Source organism: Acinetobacter sp. 24-47-39 (genome assembly GCF_056783825.1).
This window is the reverse complement of sequence record NZ_JBWYIP010000001.1, coordinates 240,022-257,102: the sequence shown is the minus strand read 5'-3', so window position 1 is coordinate 257,102 and position 17,081 is coordinate 240,022. Positions and strand designations below refer to the sequence as shown.

Below are 17,081 nucleotides of genomic sequence, written 5' to 3'. Positions count from 1 at the left end.
CATGGAAACTAAAAGCATCATTCATCAATTATTACAGCAAGAATTTATCCATGAACATTATGCTGAGATACTAAGCCAATATTTAAAAGGCAAAGTCTATATTCTTGAGCTAAAACAATTATTAAATCCAGAGATCACCACAGAATATGATCACATTCAACTGTGCTTACTCTCACCGCCTAGCGTTTCTCAACATCCAATTTGCGCTTATCTTTATTCAGTAAAACAGCACTTACAGCATTCTTTAATACAGCAATGGGCGATCCACAATTTACATGCTGCATGTATTCTTAAATCTATCCAGAATAAGGGTAACAAAGACCATCAAACAACAATTATTAAAGTTCTTGATCGATTTAGGTTAGCAAATGAAGCTTATGACGCATCACAACAGGAAAAACCGCTCAGTAAATCTCAGCGTCAGTACCTATGGCTATGGCAACAGCTGCCTGAAGATGAAATAGGACTATGTGAATTTGTACAATATTTACGTCGCTTAGAAACGAATCCCCAACTCACTCGTTTTCAATATTTATTACTGCTAGATCTACGGCGTTTTTATGATTATGTATTAGCACTCAAGCCCAAAAAGAATAATTCACCCTCAATCAAACATGTTAATGAACCCCATTATCTCGATGAACACGGCGCAATTTTATGTCATCCACAAGACATGCCACAAAAGGAAGATCCTGCCCTCTTCTACGAAAAATCCCAAGATGAGCAACCTGATCCTCAATATGCTGTAGATACTGCTCAAATATTCCCTCTAGCAACTCAATCAAGTTTCTTACAACATAAAATCAGCCAACTCACTCAACAACACATCATTCGGCAACAGCATGATTTTACGTGTAGCAAACATTACCCAGATTTCAACAGTTTGAGCCTACTGGTACAACATTGCTACCAACATTATTTAAACAACCCAAATAAAAATAAAGCCTATCTGTTTATCCTCCTGAGTTTTCTCAGCGGGGCTCCGATTGAACAATGGCTTAATCTGCAGATCAAACAACGCTATGCGCTCAATAAACGACAAAAACTGATTTTAGAAGACGAACAATATTTTTTACGCTCCAAATTTACGTTATTTGAAGATGCTAATTTTGGCTATAAAGATCAGTTACTCAATCAAGTGACCTACTTCGACTTACCGTTAGTCAAAGAGCTAGTAGAAGGTCTAAGAAAGCCTCCCATAATAAAACAAGAACAGGTCGCACATGCTTTAAAAAGATGCCGTGAAGAACTGTTTATTCCTTCACTATCAACTAAAAAAATAAGTGTGTTATTACATCACTGGATTTACCAGCATACTCAAAACCAACAACTTGCCGACATCCTGACAGGCATTGATGCTAATCGATCTGTTTCTATTTCTTATTGTTCATACCCTATATACCGCTTACAGAAATGTTATCAAACAACTGTAAAACAGCTTTCTCATGATTTAGCACAACAAGTTCATTTTACTCATGATGAGCAACTACGGTTTGGGAGTTGCAAAGCACCCAAGCCACAGATAGTGACCGCAATATTTGCATATCTACACTACCAAATCATTCAAGCTCAACATCAAGGGAAAATGTTGGAGATGTTCAATCACTACAACATTTGGTTGTGGCACATTTTATTATTGTTCAGTGCTGCTCGACCTGTTAGCGAGTTTCCTGGCTTCTTAAAAAATTTTGATCTAAATCAACAATGGCTTTGGGTTTCAGATAAAGAAATTCATTCAAGAACGGATGATGGCCGTTTAATTCCACTGTGCGATTTTGTAGTGAAGGAAATCCGCAAATTCATAGCCTACTTAAAGCAGTTTCAACAACTATATCCAGAGCATAAGACTCATCTTCAAGAAATTTTAAACAGTAAAAAACCACTGCTTAGCGTTTACCAACAAGGACAATGGCAAGCACTTAGTCCTCATATTATCGATCAATTCACCAATATCATGCAGCTCAAGCAACCCAATTGGTTACGTCATACTGTACGAGCGTATCTCACAGAAAAAGCAGATGAAAATTTAATTCTTGCTTTATTTGGGCATGAGCAAAATCAGCAAGAAATGGGGCAAAAATTCTCAAGTTTTTCACTTCAACAATATAAAGAACTCGCCAACGACCTCAACGATATGCAACACGCTTACCAAATTGATGGGATGTATGAAGATACTTAAAGAAAAAAACTATGCACATGAACGGCGTGCAAAAAATAGAGACAAAAAAATCCGCAAAGAGCGCTTACAGGTTCAATTGATCATTGATGAGTTTATATCACCTGAAAAACTACAGCTGGCACAACAATCTCAAAGCATTCCCGATCTTTATCACCAAGTGACTCAACATTTGGATCATCATAAATTCAGCTTTTCTTTAAAAAAGGCATTTTATCAGCACTTTCGCAAACATGTTATTCAATACAACCTTGCCAATAATACAGACTTACCACTCCCTACACAGCATCTCGTTTCTATTCAACGTAATCCTTTGCTTTTTAATGAATCTTGGTTAGATAATTCAAAATACATTACGTATATGAAAGAGCGGATTTGGCATTATTGGCATACTACAGAACATTTTTCAGATGATGAAATTATTGGCAATCTTCTTATCAGTGCAATCCTGTACGGCGGACTTTCACATCAAGCGAGCTTAAATAATTTACTTGAACACCTTAAGTTAGATAACCCGATCTATCATATTCAGGCTCTACAACTACCAATCATTTTCCTTGAACCTCAATCGCCACACTATGGTGACTTGTATGATCCTAAGCATCCCCTCAAGAAATCACGAAATTTTGTACCTGATCGATTGACTCAACTGTGGATCCTTAGATTTAAAGCAAAGACTATCGATATTCAATTTGATTGCTACGCTTATATCCGTTTCATTTTTAATGCATTAGAAATACCTTACAATTTAAAGCAATTTAATCAACTCTTAGAGGCTTCCGGTCATTCATTAATGCAATTAGACAATGTCAATTTAAGCCCTGCGCTTGCCCTGTGTTTGACTGAAGAAATAGAAACTTGTGGCTTAAGCCCTAGTGCATTTAAACGCTATCTTTCACCCCAGCTAATACCCTGCCATTCTGAACAAACTAAAGAGCCACTGCTCAAAAATATTAATTCCACGGCAAAAGAGGAACGATTACACACTGAAGATACTCTTGAGACACTTACTGCTTTGCATAAACAGATTTTGAGATTCTTCAAAAACAGCTATAAGACCTCTACAGACATATATAACTTTCTACACACCCAACATAACAGCCTGCCTGAAAATAGCAAACGGTTAGCTCTTTGGCTGTATAGCTTGTTTCATCCTGCTGTAAAAGATATTCACTCTATCGCTCAACTCTATCAGTTGGATTCAGCGAAATATTTGCTCCATATCTCGCAACAACAAAAAATTAGATATTCTTCAATTTATAGCTATTACACAAAACTCGCAGAGACTTGGTTACTCCACAGCAATGAATTTATAGAAGAACCTAACCTTAACGATCATTTGGAAGCGATCTATATCCGTATGTTAAGCAACGTAGGTAAATCTAAATCTCAAAAATTTGATCTCATAAAACGATTTCATCAATTCCAACATGTCTTATTTGATGCTGAACCGTTCCCACTCGCACATGAAGGTAAACACTTAAGCTCCCCGAAAGCTGAAATCATCTCTGCAAAAATATTCCAACAGATGCTTGCGCGACTTGAATACTACAAAAGCCCAAGTTATACAGTACATGACCTAGAAATGCTCAGTATCGTATATACGTTAGCATATCGTACGGGAACGCGGATTAATGAAATTCTTGGACTTCGAATAAAAGACGTGGAAGGCGTTCATGCCAGTTCGATTTGGATTCGCCCATATCGTGCCAAGCATCAACAACACTTACTTAAAACGGATAGTGCTGAACGCAATCTCAACATTCAAATTCTACTCACTCAAGAAGAGCATCTTAAATTTCAGTATTACTGTCAAGCACGGCGACGTGCTTATATGCCAAATCAATATTTGTTTACGACATGGAATGGAACAGATCGTCTAAAACCACATTTGGTGACACTCCCTTTTCAACGAATACTAGATACATTATTGCCTGAACATCGTTATTCTTTTCATAGTCTCAGACATACCGCAGCGAATAATCTCGCTTTGATATTAAACTTAAACTACGAATTTGTTTCTACTTTCACAGATTATTCATACGATCATTACAATCGCATTAGGAGTCATCTATTGCGCTCTAAAGCACCACAAGACAGCTGGTATTTAATTGCTCACCTGCTCGGTCATATTGAACCAACCGAGACTTTCCGAAGCTATATCCATATCAGCTATGTGATAGCAGGTTTACAATTACGTCAATTTGACCCAATGCTTTCTACCCAAATTATTCAAAAAATCTGCCCAACTTTAATAACGCCGTTGAAACACACAGAAGAGATTCATCTCAGTAGTTTTGACACTCAAATGCTTCAAGCGACTCATCTAATACTATTAGGCATAGATAAACAATCAAGTATGCCAATCAATAAAAAAGAAATTCAGCAAAAACCTACTGATGATTGCATCTATGGTACTACTCAATCAGAATACCCATCTGCACTGATCATAAAAATACTCAAAGCATTAGATCAGTCATATACACCTGAGCTTCTTTCTCAAAAGTATGATTTTCCGATCAAGCCCCTGATACGATGGCAGCAAAATTTATTCAGGCTCAAACAACTCAAAAATCGTAAAAACCGTGCACGTTTTATTATTGATGCGGATAAATCACAACGCATACTTCCACATATTGAAACGCAAGAGGAAAAACGACTATTAGAGTATTTCTTTAAACAGCTCAATCTGTATCATTATGATGATGCTAATCTATTGGCTGCTATAGATATATTTGAAAAAAAAGCAAGTGTTTCACATGCAGGACTAATTTTTAATATGTCTGATATAAGACAAGCGAATATATTTTTGAGGGGGATTTATTCACTGTTTCCAAATAAATATTGGAATGTAGCTATATCACCTGAAATCACTCAAGGAAAACTCATGGAGCGATTAGAATTTAAATTTCAATCTAGCAATACAAACAGCAGTTTGAGTAACTCTTTTAAAATCGAGCTAGTATCTCAAAACAATGCTAAAGCTTTAGCAGTACTTCGTTATTGCAATTTGATTTTGCTTATTTTATGTATGCCGTTATAGCCAATTCACAACTGATCCAGCTGATAACCTGAATATTCATAAAAATCTTGTACTAATTTTTCATACACTTCAGAAAAGTTAATTAAATTTTCTCGCTGTAAGCCGTAGTGGTCAAAATAACGATCATCAATAAAGTAAGCTAAACCAATATGTGTATTGAGAGAAGTGGATACGCCAAGCAGTCGACAAAAATATGGGTTATATTGTAGCTGTAATGCTGTATCCATAATAATTTTAGACGCTACAATTTTGGACACATTACGAATATTCAATTGCCGAATGCTTGGATGCATCGATGTCAACATACGATTCGCAGAATAATCCATCATGATCGTTTGGCCTTTTGTTAATTTAATTTTTTATCAGGTGATGATTTAGAGGCTTAACGTCGTTTCGTTAATCCCTAAACTGTACTTATATTTATATAAAAATATGTCTATATCGTCAAGTTTTTATTGTCTACTTAACAATTATTGTAAATTACATTAGACTCAAACATTCTTCAAAGTTCGATTAAAAAATAAGTTGGAAGTCAAAAAACTAACTCTGCAAAAGTTAGTTGAATAAACGAGGATATCTGTAACCTCTATTGGTCATTTTGAAACATGCTGATGAGACCTTCGCTTGAAAACTTCTATAAGCTACTTTTCATATTGAACTTATATGGTCATTAAATTTTATTGAGAAATAACGATCTGATTAATTCAGGGGTCCACCAAGAAACCAATACACTACAAAACCTATCTGATGCTTAAAGCAAAATAGTCGATAAATTTATTATTCCAATATCGAGTGATCAAACTAACTGAAATCATTGAATCCAATAATTATCATTATTACTAGTTAAAACATATAAAAACTTAGATTTTATGTGTTTTCATTTTAATTTTCATCAACTTAAGTGTTATAGATATTTTTTATATATATAAAATAACCTAAAAAGCTGATTGAAGTAAATTCAATGAGCTTTTTGAATAGCCACCGATTTACATCACATATCTATCGTAAGCATACCTTCGATACTAAAATAATTTCTACTTGCATTCGCTCTCTTTCCAATCCATTTTCTATTTGGTAAATAACAAGTACCAATTGAAATTTTAGTCTTTCCAAATTTTTTGTGAATATGTTCGTAAGCCTGCATTAATCTTTCATTTATTTCGATAGCATCATGATCTGCAAATAGTTCGGGTATATATTTATCTTTATCTATTAAATCAGAAAGCATCACGCCACATTTTTTAAATTGAATGCCTGGCTTATAGACTTGATCTAAAAGCTTTAAGGAGTATCTTGCTAGAACAGTAACACTATCCGATGGCTCGGGAAGGTCTATAGAAGTTGACTTTCCATAGTATGGAACATTCTTATCAAATGGATTTGATTGTACAAATACAATTAATGTTCCACAAAGCGAACCATCCTCTCGTAATCGCTTGACTGCATCCTGAATGTATTTGCAAATCGCCTCTCTCATATCCCCGATGTCAGTAATCTTCTCACCAAACGAACGACTTGCCACAATCTGTTTTTTAGGTGGTGGTGTATCTTCAAGTTCGATGCATGAAATCCCTTGTAACTCCATTACTGTTCGCTGCATAACAGATGAAAATAATTTTCCAATTTGGTGTGGGCTACATTTAGATAAATCTAATACAGTATTTACCCCCATATCATTTAAGCGTTTCGAATGTTTTCTACCAACTCCCCAAACCTCAGATACCTCAATAATCCCCCAAAAATGTTCCCGATGACGTGAATCCATGTCTACCAAATTACACACACCATTAAACCTTTTAGCTTTTTTTGCCATGTGATTAGCAATTTTAGCTTCTGTTTTAGTACGACCAATTCCTACGCACACAGGCAATCCAATCCATTTAAGGATTCGGTCTTTCATTTCTCTGGCAAGATCATCAAGATCATAATGTTCTGCATACGCCGTCAATTTTAGAAAACATTCATCAATTGAATATATTTCTTGCTCATCTGGTGCAACATACTGTCCAAGGATTGAATGAAAGCGATGTGACATCTCGGCATACAAAGCGTAATTGCTTGATAAGACCTGAACATTATGTTGCTCTACAATATCTCTAATTTTAAATAGAGGTACACCCATCTTAATGCCTAGATCTTTGGCTTCCTGAGATCGAGCAACTGCACAGCCATCATTATTTGATAACACAATGACTGGTTTATTTATAAGAGAAGGATTGAACAGACGCTCACATGAGACATAGCAATTATTTACATCTATGAGCGCGTAAATTTCTTGTTTTGACTTCATTTGAACTTCTTAATAACGCTAGTAACTACACCCCAAATTTCAAAAGTTTGACCTTCCATTGGATGGATATCTTTATAACCTTCGTTTTCGGCTTTGAGCCAACAACCTAATGCATCTTTAATGAGGCGCTTTACAGTGAACTCATTATCAATCAATGCGATAACAATATCTCGATGTTGAGGCTCAATACTACGATCAACAATCAAAGAGTCATTGATATCTAAACCAGCATTGAGCATAGATAAAGAGTTAACCTTTACAATGAAAGTTGCGTGATCATTACTAATCAAATATTCATTTAAATCTAGTTTCTTATCGATGTAATCTTGGGCTGGTGACGGAAAGCCAGCTTGGACGCGCTCTGTAGCTACAGGAATTTCTACACGGCTTAATGGATCTAATAATCGAATATCAGAAATTTCATGATTAGGTGATTTTTTTAAATAATTTTTAATTTCTACAACTCGAGACTCTGGTACACGAATAACTTTTGTTGGTTCATCAAACCGAGATTTTCGACCAGCACCTTCGCGCTTTCCACCGTGACCTGATATAATTTCTGACATGATTAATTTCCCCTTGATTGCGTTACGTAATCAAGATTGTATTCATGCTTTAAATTATTTCAACATATAAAAATTAGCTAATGCTAAAAAGGCTTTAAAATAGAGAGTCTTGCTGTTTATTTTCAGATGAACGGTCGAAAGGTTTGGTTATATATTCATCATCCATTTCAAAAAAAAGTTCATGAGCATCTAAATGGGAGACTGTTAACCAGTCTTTTCTATACTTCTCTGGAATAACAATGATAGATCGCTTTTCATCGTCTGGACCATGAAACTGTTTCATAAAGTGATGATGTTCAGCATTGATCGTCAACATTGAGAATGAGCGTATCTTTCGACCATCGATGATTGCGTCCTCATAAATACCTGCGACCGTAAAAGGAGCTTTATCTTCTCTCGATATACCACACCAATGAGGCTTTCCATCGATATACTTGGGCTCATAAAACTCTTGTACAGGTATCAAGCAAAACTTGTCATTTTTCCAAGCGCTTCGGAATGAAGGTTTTTCAGCAATTGTTTCTGTGCGTGCATTGTATGTATGCCGACCAAATTTAAGGTCTTTGGACCAATGAGGTACTAAACCAAATTTAGCCACGTCTAAATCAAATTGTTCAGCACCATCCATAATGATAGGGGCATCGTATAAAGGGAAGACATGTTGTCTAAAATCCAATTCTAGTTGTGATTCATAAAGATCTAATAAATGTAATTTATTTTTTGAAGGAAACTCATAATTTGAGCACATGTCTTATTTCCTTAATTATTATTTACTAATAAAACAGATTTCTATCCTAAACATCAAATTATGTTGACTTAAGATTTTATATTTTATATGAATTTCACTAGTATTATGTATAATTATTTATGAATTTAATTAATGAAAGCCCCCCTTTTCTGGAGGCTTTTTATATGTTTTATATACTGTATGCTACTAGTAATAATTAAAAAAACCACTTAATGCGGTTTTTCTTAATAACACAGCACAGTCTAATAATACTGAATAGCCATAAATTCAATATACATATTTTGGTAAAATAAAATTGCAAATTTACAAGATTTTTTGGATTAGAACCTTTTAATTTCAGAGACTAGTTTTTTATTAAAAAAATAATAAACTACTTAATTACATCCCTAATTTTTTTATTTAATCATATATATGGATAATTTTTGTACCATTCAAGTATTTTTAAATAATGAGTGGATCGACTGTGCAACTATTGAACTCAGAGATCTAGAAACTAAAGGTTGGTTGGCTAAAACTGCAACATACTATTTATTTGATTATGCAATTGATTACATTAATTTGAAAGATAATCATGCTCTTTCAAATTATTATCCTGTAACTATAAATAGTAATCTTGAAACCACATGGCCAGCTTTTCTTATGGATTTATTACCACAAGGGTACGGTCGAAGAGAGTTATTAAAAAAGCTTGGTCACTCTGAATATGCACAAGAGCTAGCAGATTGGTCTTTACTTAGGGCAGGAGCTAGTAACTGCATTGGAAATTTAAGGGTTAAAGAGGCACACGAATGGCTTCTATCTCAGTACTCACCTCAACCAATAATAGGATTTTCACTAGAAGAAATCATCCAACGTGGTGAACAATTTCTAGAATATTTAACTTCTTTAGGCTTATTTATTAATGGATCTACTGGTGTCCAAGGTGAATGGCCAAAACTGTTATTGACACAGAGTTTTGATGACCTATTTTATCTAGATCACACACTACCAGATAACAAGGCAAAACAACACTGGTTGGTTAAGTTCAGCCGTGGTAGAGATGAACGTCTCAATAAAATTTTAATGCATGAACCACTGTATATGCAATTAGCTGAATATCTTGGTCTGAATGTATTTAAAAAGTTAGAGCTATATGGAAAAACATTGTTCATTCCACGTTTTGATAGAAAGGTAGAAAATAATTGTGTTGAAAGAATTGCTCAAGAAAGTTTAGCCTCATTTGGTGGAAAAGCTGGCTTTGGAGTGGCAATGACCCATAATGAAGTTTGCCAATTAATTATGAAATATTGCAGTCATCCTGAACTTGATATCATCGAATACATTAAAAGAGATTTAGCAAATATTGCTTTAGGAAACAAAGATAACCATACACGAAATACTGCATTTCAACGACTCAATAATGGTTGTATTCAATTAACTCCTCTCTACGATTTCACTCCTACATGGATGCATCCAGATGGAATCTCTAGATGTACTAGATGGGAAAATGACGATACTAATTGGAGAGAAATTACAAACTATATTTTACAAAATACTTCTATAACCGAGGATCAAATAAAATACACGTTTACTGAACAGCTTGACTTATACAAAGGCTTATTAACTAAAATGGAATCCATAGGAATTGATTATGAGATCATCGAAAATTGCAAATATAGAATTCAAGATATTTGCCAACAATTAACAACAATTTGTCATAGATAGAAAATCCTTCTCAAAAAACAATCTATATCATACTGATTTTTAAACTGAAGAACTTCAGACGTTCAAGCATAAACTGTGGATGAACAACATCAACTAAAAGTTGGTTTTAATAATTTTATGAGATGCGTTCCAATATAAATTATAAGTGATATGGTTGAAAACACGATATCTCATCAAAAGCTTAAACCAATTTATTGCAAACAAAAGAGAAATTATTAGTTTTTCCCATCTGTAATCCATCATGTACCATGTGGTATTTATCATTTAAATAAGGTAATACAAAATGTGTATTCTAATAATTATTTACACCCAGTTGAGGACAAAAATCAGGGTTATATTGTAGCTGTAACGCCGGATTCAGGGTGATTTTTGTAGCCCCTATTTTAGATACATTACGATTATTAAGTTGCCGAATACTAGTACCTGATACTCGGTGGCATCAATGTAACAATACGACTCGCGGAATAATCCATGATGGTCGTTTTACCTTTTGCTATTTTTTTTATCATGTGATGATTTAGAGGCTTCACGTTTCTTTAGTTAATCTCTAAACTGTTTCTACATTTATATAAAAATATGGCTATATCGCCATATTTTTATTGTCTATATGGCGGTAGTAATGACATTTGAATTAAACTCGAATAATTTTAAAATTCGATTGAAAGAAGCCCGAAAGATACGTAAGTTAACTCAGCAAGAGTTAGCTGAAAAAACGGGAATACCTGTGACATCAATCGCACATTTCGAAGCAGGCTCACGAAAGCCATCGCTGGAAAATTTTTATAAGCTTATTGTCATACTTAATATATCGGCAGATTACATTTTGGGACGCTGTGAAAAAATGAGTACCACAGGGATTGATCCTATTACAAATGCATTACAGGACTTACCAGAGTTAGAACGCAAAATGATTGAAAAATTCATTATCTCACTTCAAAAAGAATGAGATTGAAGGGTTAAAAATAATTTCAAAATAAGGGCTATTAAATGATATGGATAAATACATCGATATGAATGATACAATTTTTATCTAAATATATTTTTTGATCTTGGAAAATAATTCTTAAATAAATCTCTTTCATAAATCTAAGGTTATAAAAAATTTATCCGAAAATATTATGATTAAGCCTAAAAAGTGTATAAGCCCACAATAGATTCCTGAGTATACTAAACATACAAAAGTCGCTAGCAGAATGGCTAACAGTCTGATCGCTATAGCTCTGTTATCAAATCAGCCTATCAAAAAGATAGTCGTGAATGCGAATAATGTATTCGAAAAAAACTTTCTCAGCAATTTGTAATGACCCTAAATATTAAAAAACCACATTTAAGTGGTTTTTTTTACATAGCGCCTAATTGGTTGCCTACACATTGTGTGTACGCTATGGATCAACTCATCATCTATTATCAATTAGATGGTCATAAAAATCGGATTATCGTTCACATCTACATTTTGCTTTGTAATTTCTATACCACTCTTCTATTTCTTCTGTATCAAAATAGACCGCCGATTGACGAGATGTGCCATCTTTCATAAATCTTGGAAAAGTAACATCATTTTCTATAATTTTGCGTAAGCAATCTCTGGTGACATTAAGCAACTCACAAACCTGATTATACTTCAACCGAAGTGGCTTGAGATTTTTACAAACTGAAGGTATTTCTATAGCTTCAGAAGCTTGATTACGGATAACGCTACGTCTTCCATTTGAATTATAAATTCTCGAATGATCCAACTTTGGATCCTCTTTCTAAAAAACTTACACCAAGCCTAACAAATTTTTTTTTTAGGAAATTAAATCCATGTAAAACTCAAAAAAAAATCACTCTCACGAGTGATATTTAAAATTAGTTGTTGAGTATTAAGTTAAGAGTGATTCGATATGGGCACTCCACCACTCCATAATCTCATAACGCTCTTCTAAGTGGGCTCCTTGATCATATGCTCCTTTAACACCGCCTTTCACGTGAGATAATGCTGCTTCGATCACCTGAGACTTATTACTAAAATGTTTATTTAAGTTGGTCGAGGCAATATGTCTAAAACCGTGGGGATTTTGCTTCCCTTTATAACCCAATCTATTTAGTGCAGCATTGAATGTTAAATTTGAAATAGGTCTGCCTAGATCATTTCTACCTGGAAATAGATATTCACTTTCTCCAGAATATTGCTTAAGTTCTTGTAAAAGCTGAATTACATGCCTTGATAAAGGAATTCCATGTTCAATTCTATTTTTCATCATATACGATGGTCTTACCCATACAGCCTCTTGAAAATCAAATTGCTCCCATCGTGCATTTTGCAGCTCTCCTGGACGCGGAAACATATGAATTAAAAGCTCTAAACCTATTGCAATCGGTCGAGATGAAGAATTTCGAATCAACGAAATCATTTTTGGTAACTGATGAATCTTTACGTGCTTCATGCTTTCGGACTCACCTTTTGCTAAATGGTTTCCAATACCTTCGAGCGGATTATATAAAATTCCCTTTTTAAACTTCGCTAAACTATAGGCACCTGAACAACATGAAATCAGCTTTTCAATTCTGTTAAAAATTCTTTCATTTATTTGCTTTTCAGTAAAAAACTCCAACCATTCTGTCGGCGTAATTGACTTATATGCACGATGTCCAAAGACTGGTATTAAATGCCGTTCAATTGATTGCTTTTCTTTTCGATAAGTATCAGCAGCCCACACTAATTTTTTTCGGTCTAACCACTCATATATTAAATTTGAAAATAATTCACTTTGCTCTTGCAACTTGAGTTGCTTAACCTCAGCCTGTGTCTTTATTTCAACTTTACCATTGAGCATATCTTCAGCTTTTTCTCTTGCTTGTAAGTAGCTGACCGAAGGGTAAGCTCCTAATCCAATCCAGGACCATTTGCCTTTGGAATTTTTATAACGATATTGCCACGATTTTTTGCCATTAGACTGAACTCTGCAATATAAACCCGCTATATCAGTTGGCTCACGATATTCTTTAACTTTAGGCTTTAAAGATTTATATCTATCTTCTACATTTTTTTTACGTCTTACTGTTCCATTCTGAACAATATTTGTTGAACGGTTTATAACATCAGCCTTTCCTGAATGTGTATTCATAACGCAGGATTATCCTTATATTATTTATATCTTGTATCCCTGAGTTATATTTTAAATTTAGGATACAAACAAGGATACACAGAGCGTGTTCCCATATGAAGTTATATGACGTTAAACAAAGCAATAAAAAACCCTTAACTCTTTTAGAATTAAGGGTTTGGATCTTATATAAAGCTATATAAGTATAAAATTTGGTGGGCCCAGACAGACTTGAACTGTCGACCAACGGATTATGAGTCCGCTGCTCTAACCAACTGAGCTATAGGCCCTATAAATACTGATTTCTCAAGTATTTTCGAATCAGAATACTAGCCAATATCAAATTCAAAAACAAGGTTTTTCATTTTTTTATCTTCAGCTTGACCAAAATTTATTCATCGCAGTTTACAAATCACGTACGATCTTGATCATGTATAGAATTTCAGTCACAAATATGTGAAAAATTATGAATTTTTGGTAAGCGTCGAGGATGTAAAGTTTGCAGATAAAATCTAAATTTAGTAGTCAATTTTTCTATAATTTATTACTAAAGGGATTGAATTTTTTAAAATGAAGTAAGAAACTCTGCCATATAAAATTCAAATATCTCTGTGAATCATGAAAAAACACATTGCCGAAATGGCATTTAAACTTGCTGGTGTCAAATATCATGTTGAACCGAATGTGCTTGGTGATAAACAAGTCATTATCGGTTTTGAACATACCACGATGATGGATGCTGTACTCTCAATCGCACTGTTTCAAATCCATGATATCCCGATTCACACACTAATTAAAAAAGAACTATTCAAAGGACCTTTTAAGCCAATTCTAGAAGGGGTTGGTGGTATTCCAGTTGACCGTCACTCAAATAAAGATATCGTGGCGCAAATGGTTGAACTCTTCAACTCCAATGACAAATTTAATCTCGTGATTGCGCCTGAAGCGACTCGTGCGAAAAATGGTGAACAACGTAAACCGATCCGCACCGGTTTTTGGCATATCGCAAAAGCCGCAAACGTCCCTATCGTTTTCTTGTTTGTAAACCAAAAAACCAAACAAGGCGGAATTTTTGGCAAAATCATGCCATCAGAGTTGGATCATGATTTGAAATTGATTCAGGAACTTTATAAGGAACATACAGGTTTAGACATTATTATTCCTGAACCGAAGAATAAAGCCTGATCTTGATCAATTGCTAAAATAAGGGTCTTTATTAAAAAAAAGCCCTTATGGTAGAATTTCGCAGATTTGATTAGGCATAAGGCCAATCTACAAGGAGCATATTTCGCATGGCGGGTCATTCCAAGTGGGCCAATATTAAGCATCGTAAAGCTAAACAAGATGCTAGTCGTGGTAAAGTTTTCACAAAATATATTCGTGAAATTGTTACAGCTGCAAAACTCGGTGGTCCAGATGCAGCAAGCAACCCACGTCTTCGTGCAGTTGTTGAAAAAGCATTGTCCGTTAACATGACTCGTGATGTCATCAACCGTGCCATTCAGCGTGGTGCTGGTGGTGAAGACAATGATGATTTAAAAGAAGTCACATACGAAGGTTATGGTGTTGGTGGTGTAGCCGTTATTGTTGAGACAATGACTGATAACTTAAACCGTACCGTACCAGATGTTCGTCACTGCTTCTCTAAAACAGATGGTAACTTAGGTACTAACGGCTCTGTTGCTTTCCTTTTCACTAAACGTGGTGAAATTACTTTTGAAGATGTTTCTTTAGAAGACCAAATTATGGACGTTGCGTTGGAAGCTGGTGCAGAAGACATTGAAGTGACAGAAGATGAAATTCTTGTGATCACCACACCAGAGTCTTTTGGTACAGTGCAAGATGCTTTAGCGGCTGCAGGTTTAAAATCTGACAATGCAGAAGTGGTGATGAACCCTTCAACTAAAGCAGAAATCACAGATATCGATCAAGCGAAAAAAATCATGAAAATGATTGATATGCTTGAAGATTTAGATGATGTACAAAACGTATATACCAACGTTGAGTTCTCTGAAGAGGTTTTAGCGCAATTGGATGCTTAATCCATATTCAGAATTAAAAAAACGCACCTTCTGGTGCGTTTTTTTAATTGAAAGGCGTCTTTTTTTGCAAGCTTGAATTATGCTTTACTCAATAAACCATGACAGTTAAATACATCATATTCTTTAATGACAAAACTTGAATGCAATGCCACAACATGATCAATTTTACCAATTCGCTGTAACAAAATCTGGCTATAATTTTCCATATCACGAGCAACAACTTCTATAATAAAATCAGCAGATTGCCCTGTGACTAAAAAAGCATTGATCACTTCAGGAATACTTTTAAGTTCATCTAAAAATTTTGCAAAAGTATCTGAGTCATGCTTACTCAATGATACTTGTAACAACACATGTAAATTAAACCCCAATTTTTGATAGTTAATATCACGCTTTAAATTTGTCATGATATTGGTTTCGATGAGATGTTTAATACGACGGTGCACTGAACTTACAGACAGGTTAATACGCTCCGAAAGCTCGTTCAGATTCAAATCTTCATGCGTAAGAATTTCTAAAATTTGTTTATCGTAACGATCTAATTCCATCTTCTTCTCAATATTTTCATGGCACAAAATGATTATGCGTTATTTTTTCAAAAATATCGATTCAAATGAAAATAAATTAACTAATTAGACAACATAACAGAAAATATGCTCTGTTATATCCCGCGCCAATCTACCCGCGCATTTCGTTCATTGGCATAAATACGTTTAACATATTGTCCTATCGGCAAATCAAGCAATTGATTTTGATATTCCACAAATTCAGATGAAACTGGCTGATGATATTCTCTTTCCCAAGGTGTACCAGAAATCTCGAGTAGTGGAGCAAGCATTGAACAAACGGCGATATCTGCCAAACCTAAACGATCTCCTACCAAATATCGAGATTGATTGTGAATCAATTGATCATTTAACTGCAAAATAATTTCATGCATGTTTTCTTTAGCAAGTGAAACTTGTTCATCATCGAGTTGATAGCTGGTTGAAACTAAAGTTTTAATAAGTGGCTTACTGATCTTTTGAAATTTTCTCAGATATCCTTTTTCACCAATCATGATTTCTAGCGGCTCATCACTTTCAGATAAAGCTTGAGCAAGCCCCCACCGCCTCACTGATACGCCCAATTGATTGCTCAGGTCATTAATTTCAATTGCTTTTTTTCTTAACTTTAAATCTGATCTGAGCAATGAATGCTCTGGATAGACATCATCCAAATACAGGGCAATTTGGGTTGAATCTGCAATCCACTTTTCTTTATCACGTAATATCGGCAGAGAGTTTTGACCTGTTTTTAATTTTGCGAATGCACGATGTACGCCCGGAATCATATTTTGAGCAACATAATCCAATTCCTTATGATCAAGTAACCAGCGAGCTTTTTCACAAAAGTGAGATAAAGGAAACTGGTAAAGGATGCGCAT

The 17,081-nt window shown here is 34.7% G+C and carries 14 protein-coding genes and 1 tRNA gene; 6 read left to right on the top strand and 9 right to left on the bottom strand.

What is annotated here, in order from left to right; genetic code table 11:
* Window position 1 precedes the first annotated feature (1 nt).
* Window positions 2-2,179, top strand: coding sequence for a hypothetical protein (locus AC1M9C_RS01235; protein WP_481953039.1), 2,178 nt, complete (start codon window positions 2-4; stop codon window positions 2,177-2,179).
* A complete protein-coding gene (locus AC1M9C_RS01230; protein WP_481953185.1) occupies window positions 2,172-5,219 on the top strand; it encodes a tyrosine-type recombinase/integrase in 3,048 nt (1,015 codons plus the stop codon). Before AC1M9C_RS01235 ends, AC1M9C_RS01230 begins: the two co-directional genes overlap by 8 nt.
* Window positions 5,220-5,224: 5 nt before the next feature.
* Here AC1M9C_RS01230 and AC1M9C_RS01225 read toward each other — a convergent pair whose 3' ends face one another.
* From AC1M9C_RS01225 to AC1M9C_RS01210, 4 genes are all read right to left on the bottom strand, one after another.
* Entirely contained in the window at window positions 5,225-5,548 is a 324-nt protein-coding gene (locus AC1M9C_RS01225) for a hypothetical protein (RefSeq protein ID WP_481953038.1), read from the bottom strand.
* Between the two features lie 662 nt (window positions 5,549-6,210).
* A complete protein-coding gene (locus AC1M9C_RS01220) occupies window positions 6,211-7,509 on the bottom strand; it encodes a Y-family DNA polymerase (protein ID WP_481953037.1) in 1,299 nt (432 codons plus the stop codon).
* Entirely contained in the window at window positions 7,506-8,075 is a 570-nt protein-coding gene (locus AC1M9C_RS01215; protein ID WP_180027709.1) for a LexA family protein, read from the bottom strand. Before AC1M9C_RS01215 ends, AC1M9C_RS01220 begins: the two co-directional genes overlap by 4 nt.
* Before the next feature lie 94 nt (window positions 8,076-8,169).
* On the bottom strand, window positions 8,170-8,823 hold the full coding sequence (locus AC1M9C_RS01210) for an SOS response-associated peptidase (protein WP_481953036.1): 654 nt from the start codon (window positions 8,821-8,823) through the stop codon (window positions 8,170-8,172).
* 411 nt (window positions 8,824-9,234) lie between these two features.
* Here AC1M9C_RS01210 and AC1M9C_RS01205 point away from each other — a divergent pair, with 411 nt between their 5' ends.
* A complete protein-coding gene (locus AC1M9C_RS01205; protein WP_481953035.1) occupies window positions 9,235-10,527 on the top strand; it encodes a type II toxin-antitoxin system HipA family toxin in 1,293 nt (430 codons plus the stop codon).
* 619 nt (window positions 10,528-11,146) lie between these two features.
* Window positions 11,147-11,473: a helix-turn-helix domain-containing protein gene (locus AC1M9C_RS01200; protein ID WP_180027699.1), complete on the top strand. Its 327-nt coding sequence runs from the start codon at window positions 11,147-11,149 to the stop codon at window positions 11,471-11,473.
* A gap of 487 nt (window positions 11,474-11,960) precedes the next feature.
* Here the strand turns inward: AC1M9C_RS01200 and AC1M9C_RS01195 are convergent, their stop codons facing one another.
* The 3 genes from AC1M9C_RS01195 to AC1M9C_RS01185 form a co-directional block, all read right to left on the bottom strand.
* Window positions 11,961-12,263, bottom strand: a complete 303-nt coding sequence (locus AC1M9C_RS01195) for a hypothetical protein (protein WP_481953034.1) — start codon at window positions 12,261-12,263, stop codon at window positions 11,961-11,963.
* Between the two features lie 126 nt (window positions 12,264-12,389).
* Entirely contained in the window at window positions 12,390-13,634 is a 1,245-nt protein-coding gene (locus tag AC1M9C_RS01190; RefSeq protein WP_481606958.1) for a tyrosine-type recombinase/integrase, read from the bottom strand.
* Window positions 13,635-13,826: 192 nt separating this feature from the next.
* Window positions 13,827-13,903 (bottom strand) — tRNA-Ile (locus AC1M9C_RS01185).
* Window positions 13,904-14,231: 328 nt separating this feature from the next.
* On the opposite strand from AC1M9C_RS01185, the gene AC1M9C_RS01180 reads away from it, so the two are divergent.
* Both AC1M9C_RS01180 and AC1M9C_RS01175 read left to right on the top strand, forming a co-directional pair.
* Window positions 14,232-14,798: a 1-acyl-sn-glycerol-3-phosphate acyltransferase gene (locus AC1M9C_RS01180; protein WP_171076734.1), complete on the top strand. Its 567-nt coding sequence runs from the start codon at window positions 14,232-14,234 to the stop codon at window positions 14,796-14,798.
* Window positions 14,799-14,905: 107 nt separating this feature from the next.
* A complete protein-coding gene (locus tag AC1M9C_RS01175; RefSeq protein WP_035264495.1) occupies window positions 14,906-15,655 on the top strand; it encodes a YebC/PmpR family DNA-binding transcriptional regulator in 750 nt (249 codons plus the stop codon).
* A 77-nt stretch (window positions 15,656-15,732) separates the two neighbouring features.
* On the opposite strand, the gene AC1M9C_RS01170 is transcribed toward AC1M9C_RS01175, so the two are convergent.
* Together AC1M9C_RS01170 and AC1M9C_RS01165 are read right to left on the bottom strand one after the other, a co-directional pair.
* Window positions 15,733-16,203 (bottom strand): Lrp/AsnC family transcriptional regulator, encoded by a 471-nt coding sequence (locus AC1M9C_RS01170; RefSeq protein ID WP_035264497.1) that lies wholly within the window; start codon window positions 16,201-16,203, stop codon window positions 15,733-15,735.
* Window positions 16,204-16,316: 113 nt separating this feature from the next.
* Complete coding sequence (locus AC1M9C_RS01165; protein ID WP_481587043.1) at window positions 16,317-17,081, bottom strand: glutathione S-transferase family protein; 765 nt, start codon at window positions 17,079-17,081, stop codon at window positions 16,317-16,319.

Bases quoted from the DNA above. Each gene is read 5' to 3' on its own strand.
- AC1M9C_RS01235 (WP_481953039.1), top strand. From the start codon at position 2: ATGGAAACTAAAAGCATCATTCATCAATTATTACAGCAAGAATTTATC.
- AC1M9C_RS01225 (WP_481953038.1), bottom strand. From the start codon at position 5,548: ATGATGGATTATTCTGCGAATCGTATGTTGACATCGATGCATCCAAGC.
- AC1M9C_RS01220 (WP_481953037.1), bottom strand. From the start codon at position 7,509: ATGAAGTCAAAACAAGAAATTTACGCGCTCATAGATGTAAATAATTGC.
- AC1M9C_RS01215 (WP_180027709.1), bottom strand. From the start codon at position 8,075: ATGTCAGAAATTATATCAGGTCACGGTGGAAAGCGCGAAGGTGCTGGT.
- AC1M9C_RS01210 (WP_481953036.1), bottom strand. From the start codon at position 8,823: ATGTGCTCAAATTATGAGTTTCCTTCAAAAAATAAATTACATTTATTA.
- AC1M9C_RS01205 (WP_481953035.1), top strand. From the start codon at position 9,235: ATGGATAATTTTTGTACCATTCAAGTATTTTTAAATAATGAGTGGATC.
- AC1M9C_RS01200 (WP_180027699.1), top strand. From the start codon at position 11,147: ATGACATTTGAATTAAACTCGAATAATTTTAAAATTCGATTGAAAGAA.
- AC1M9C_RS01190 (WP_481606958.1), bottom strand. From the start codon at position 13,634: ATGAATACACATTCAGGAAAGGCTGATGTTATAAACCGTTCAACAAAT.
- AC1M9C_RS01180 (WP_171076734.1), top strand. From the start codon at position 14,232: ATGAAAAAACACATTGCCGAAATGGCATTTAAACTTGCTGGTGTCAAA.
- AC1M9C_RS01175 (WP_035264495.1), top strand. From the start codon at position 14,906: ATGGCGGGTCATTCCAAGTGGGCCAATATTAAGCATCGTAAAGCTAAA.
- AC1M9C_RS01170 (WP_035264497.1), bottom strand. From the start codon at position 16,203: ATGGAATTAGATCGTTACGATAAACAAATTTTAGAAATTCTTACGCAT.
- AC1M9C_RS01165 (WP_481587043.1), bottom strand. From the start codon at position 17,081: ATGCGCATCCTTTACCAGTTTCCTTTATCTCACTTTTGTGAAAAAGCT.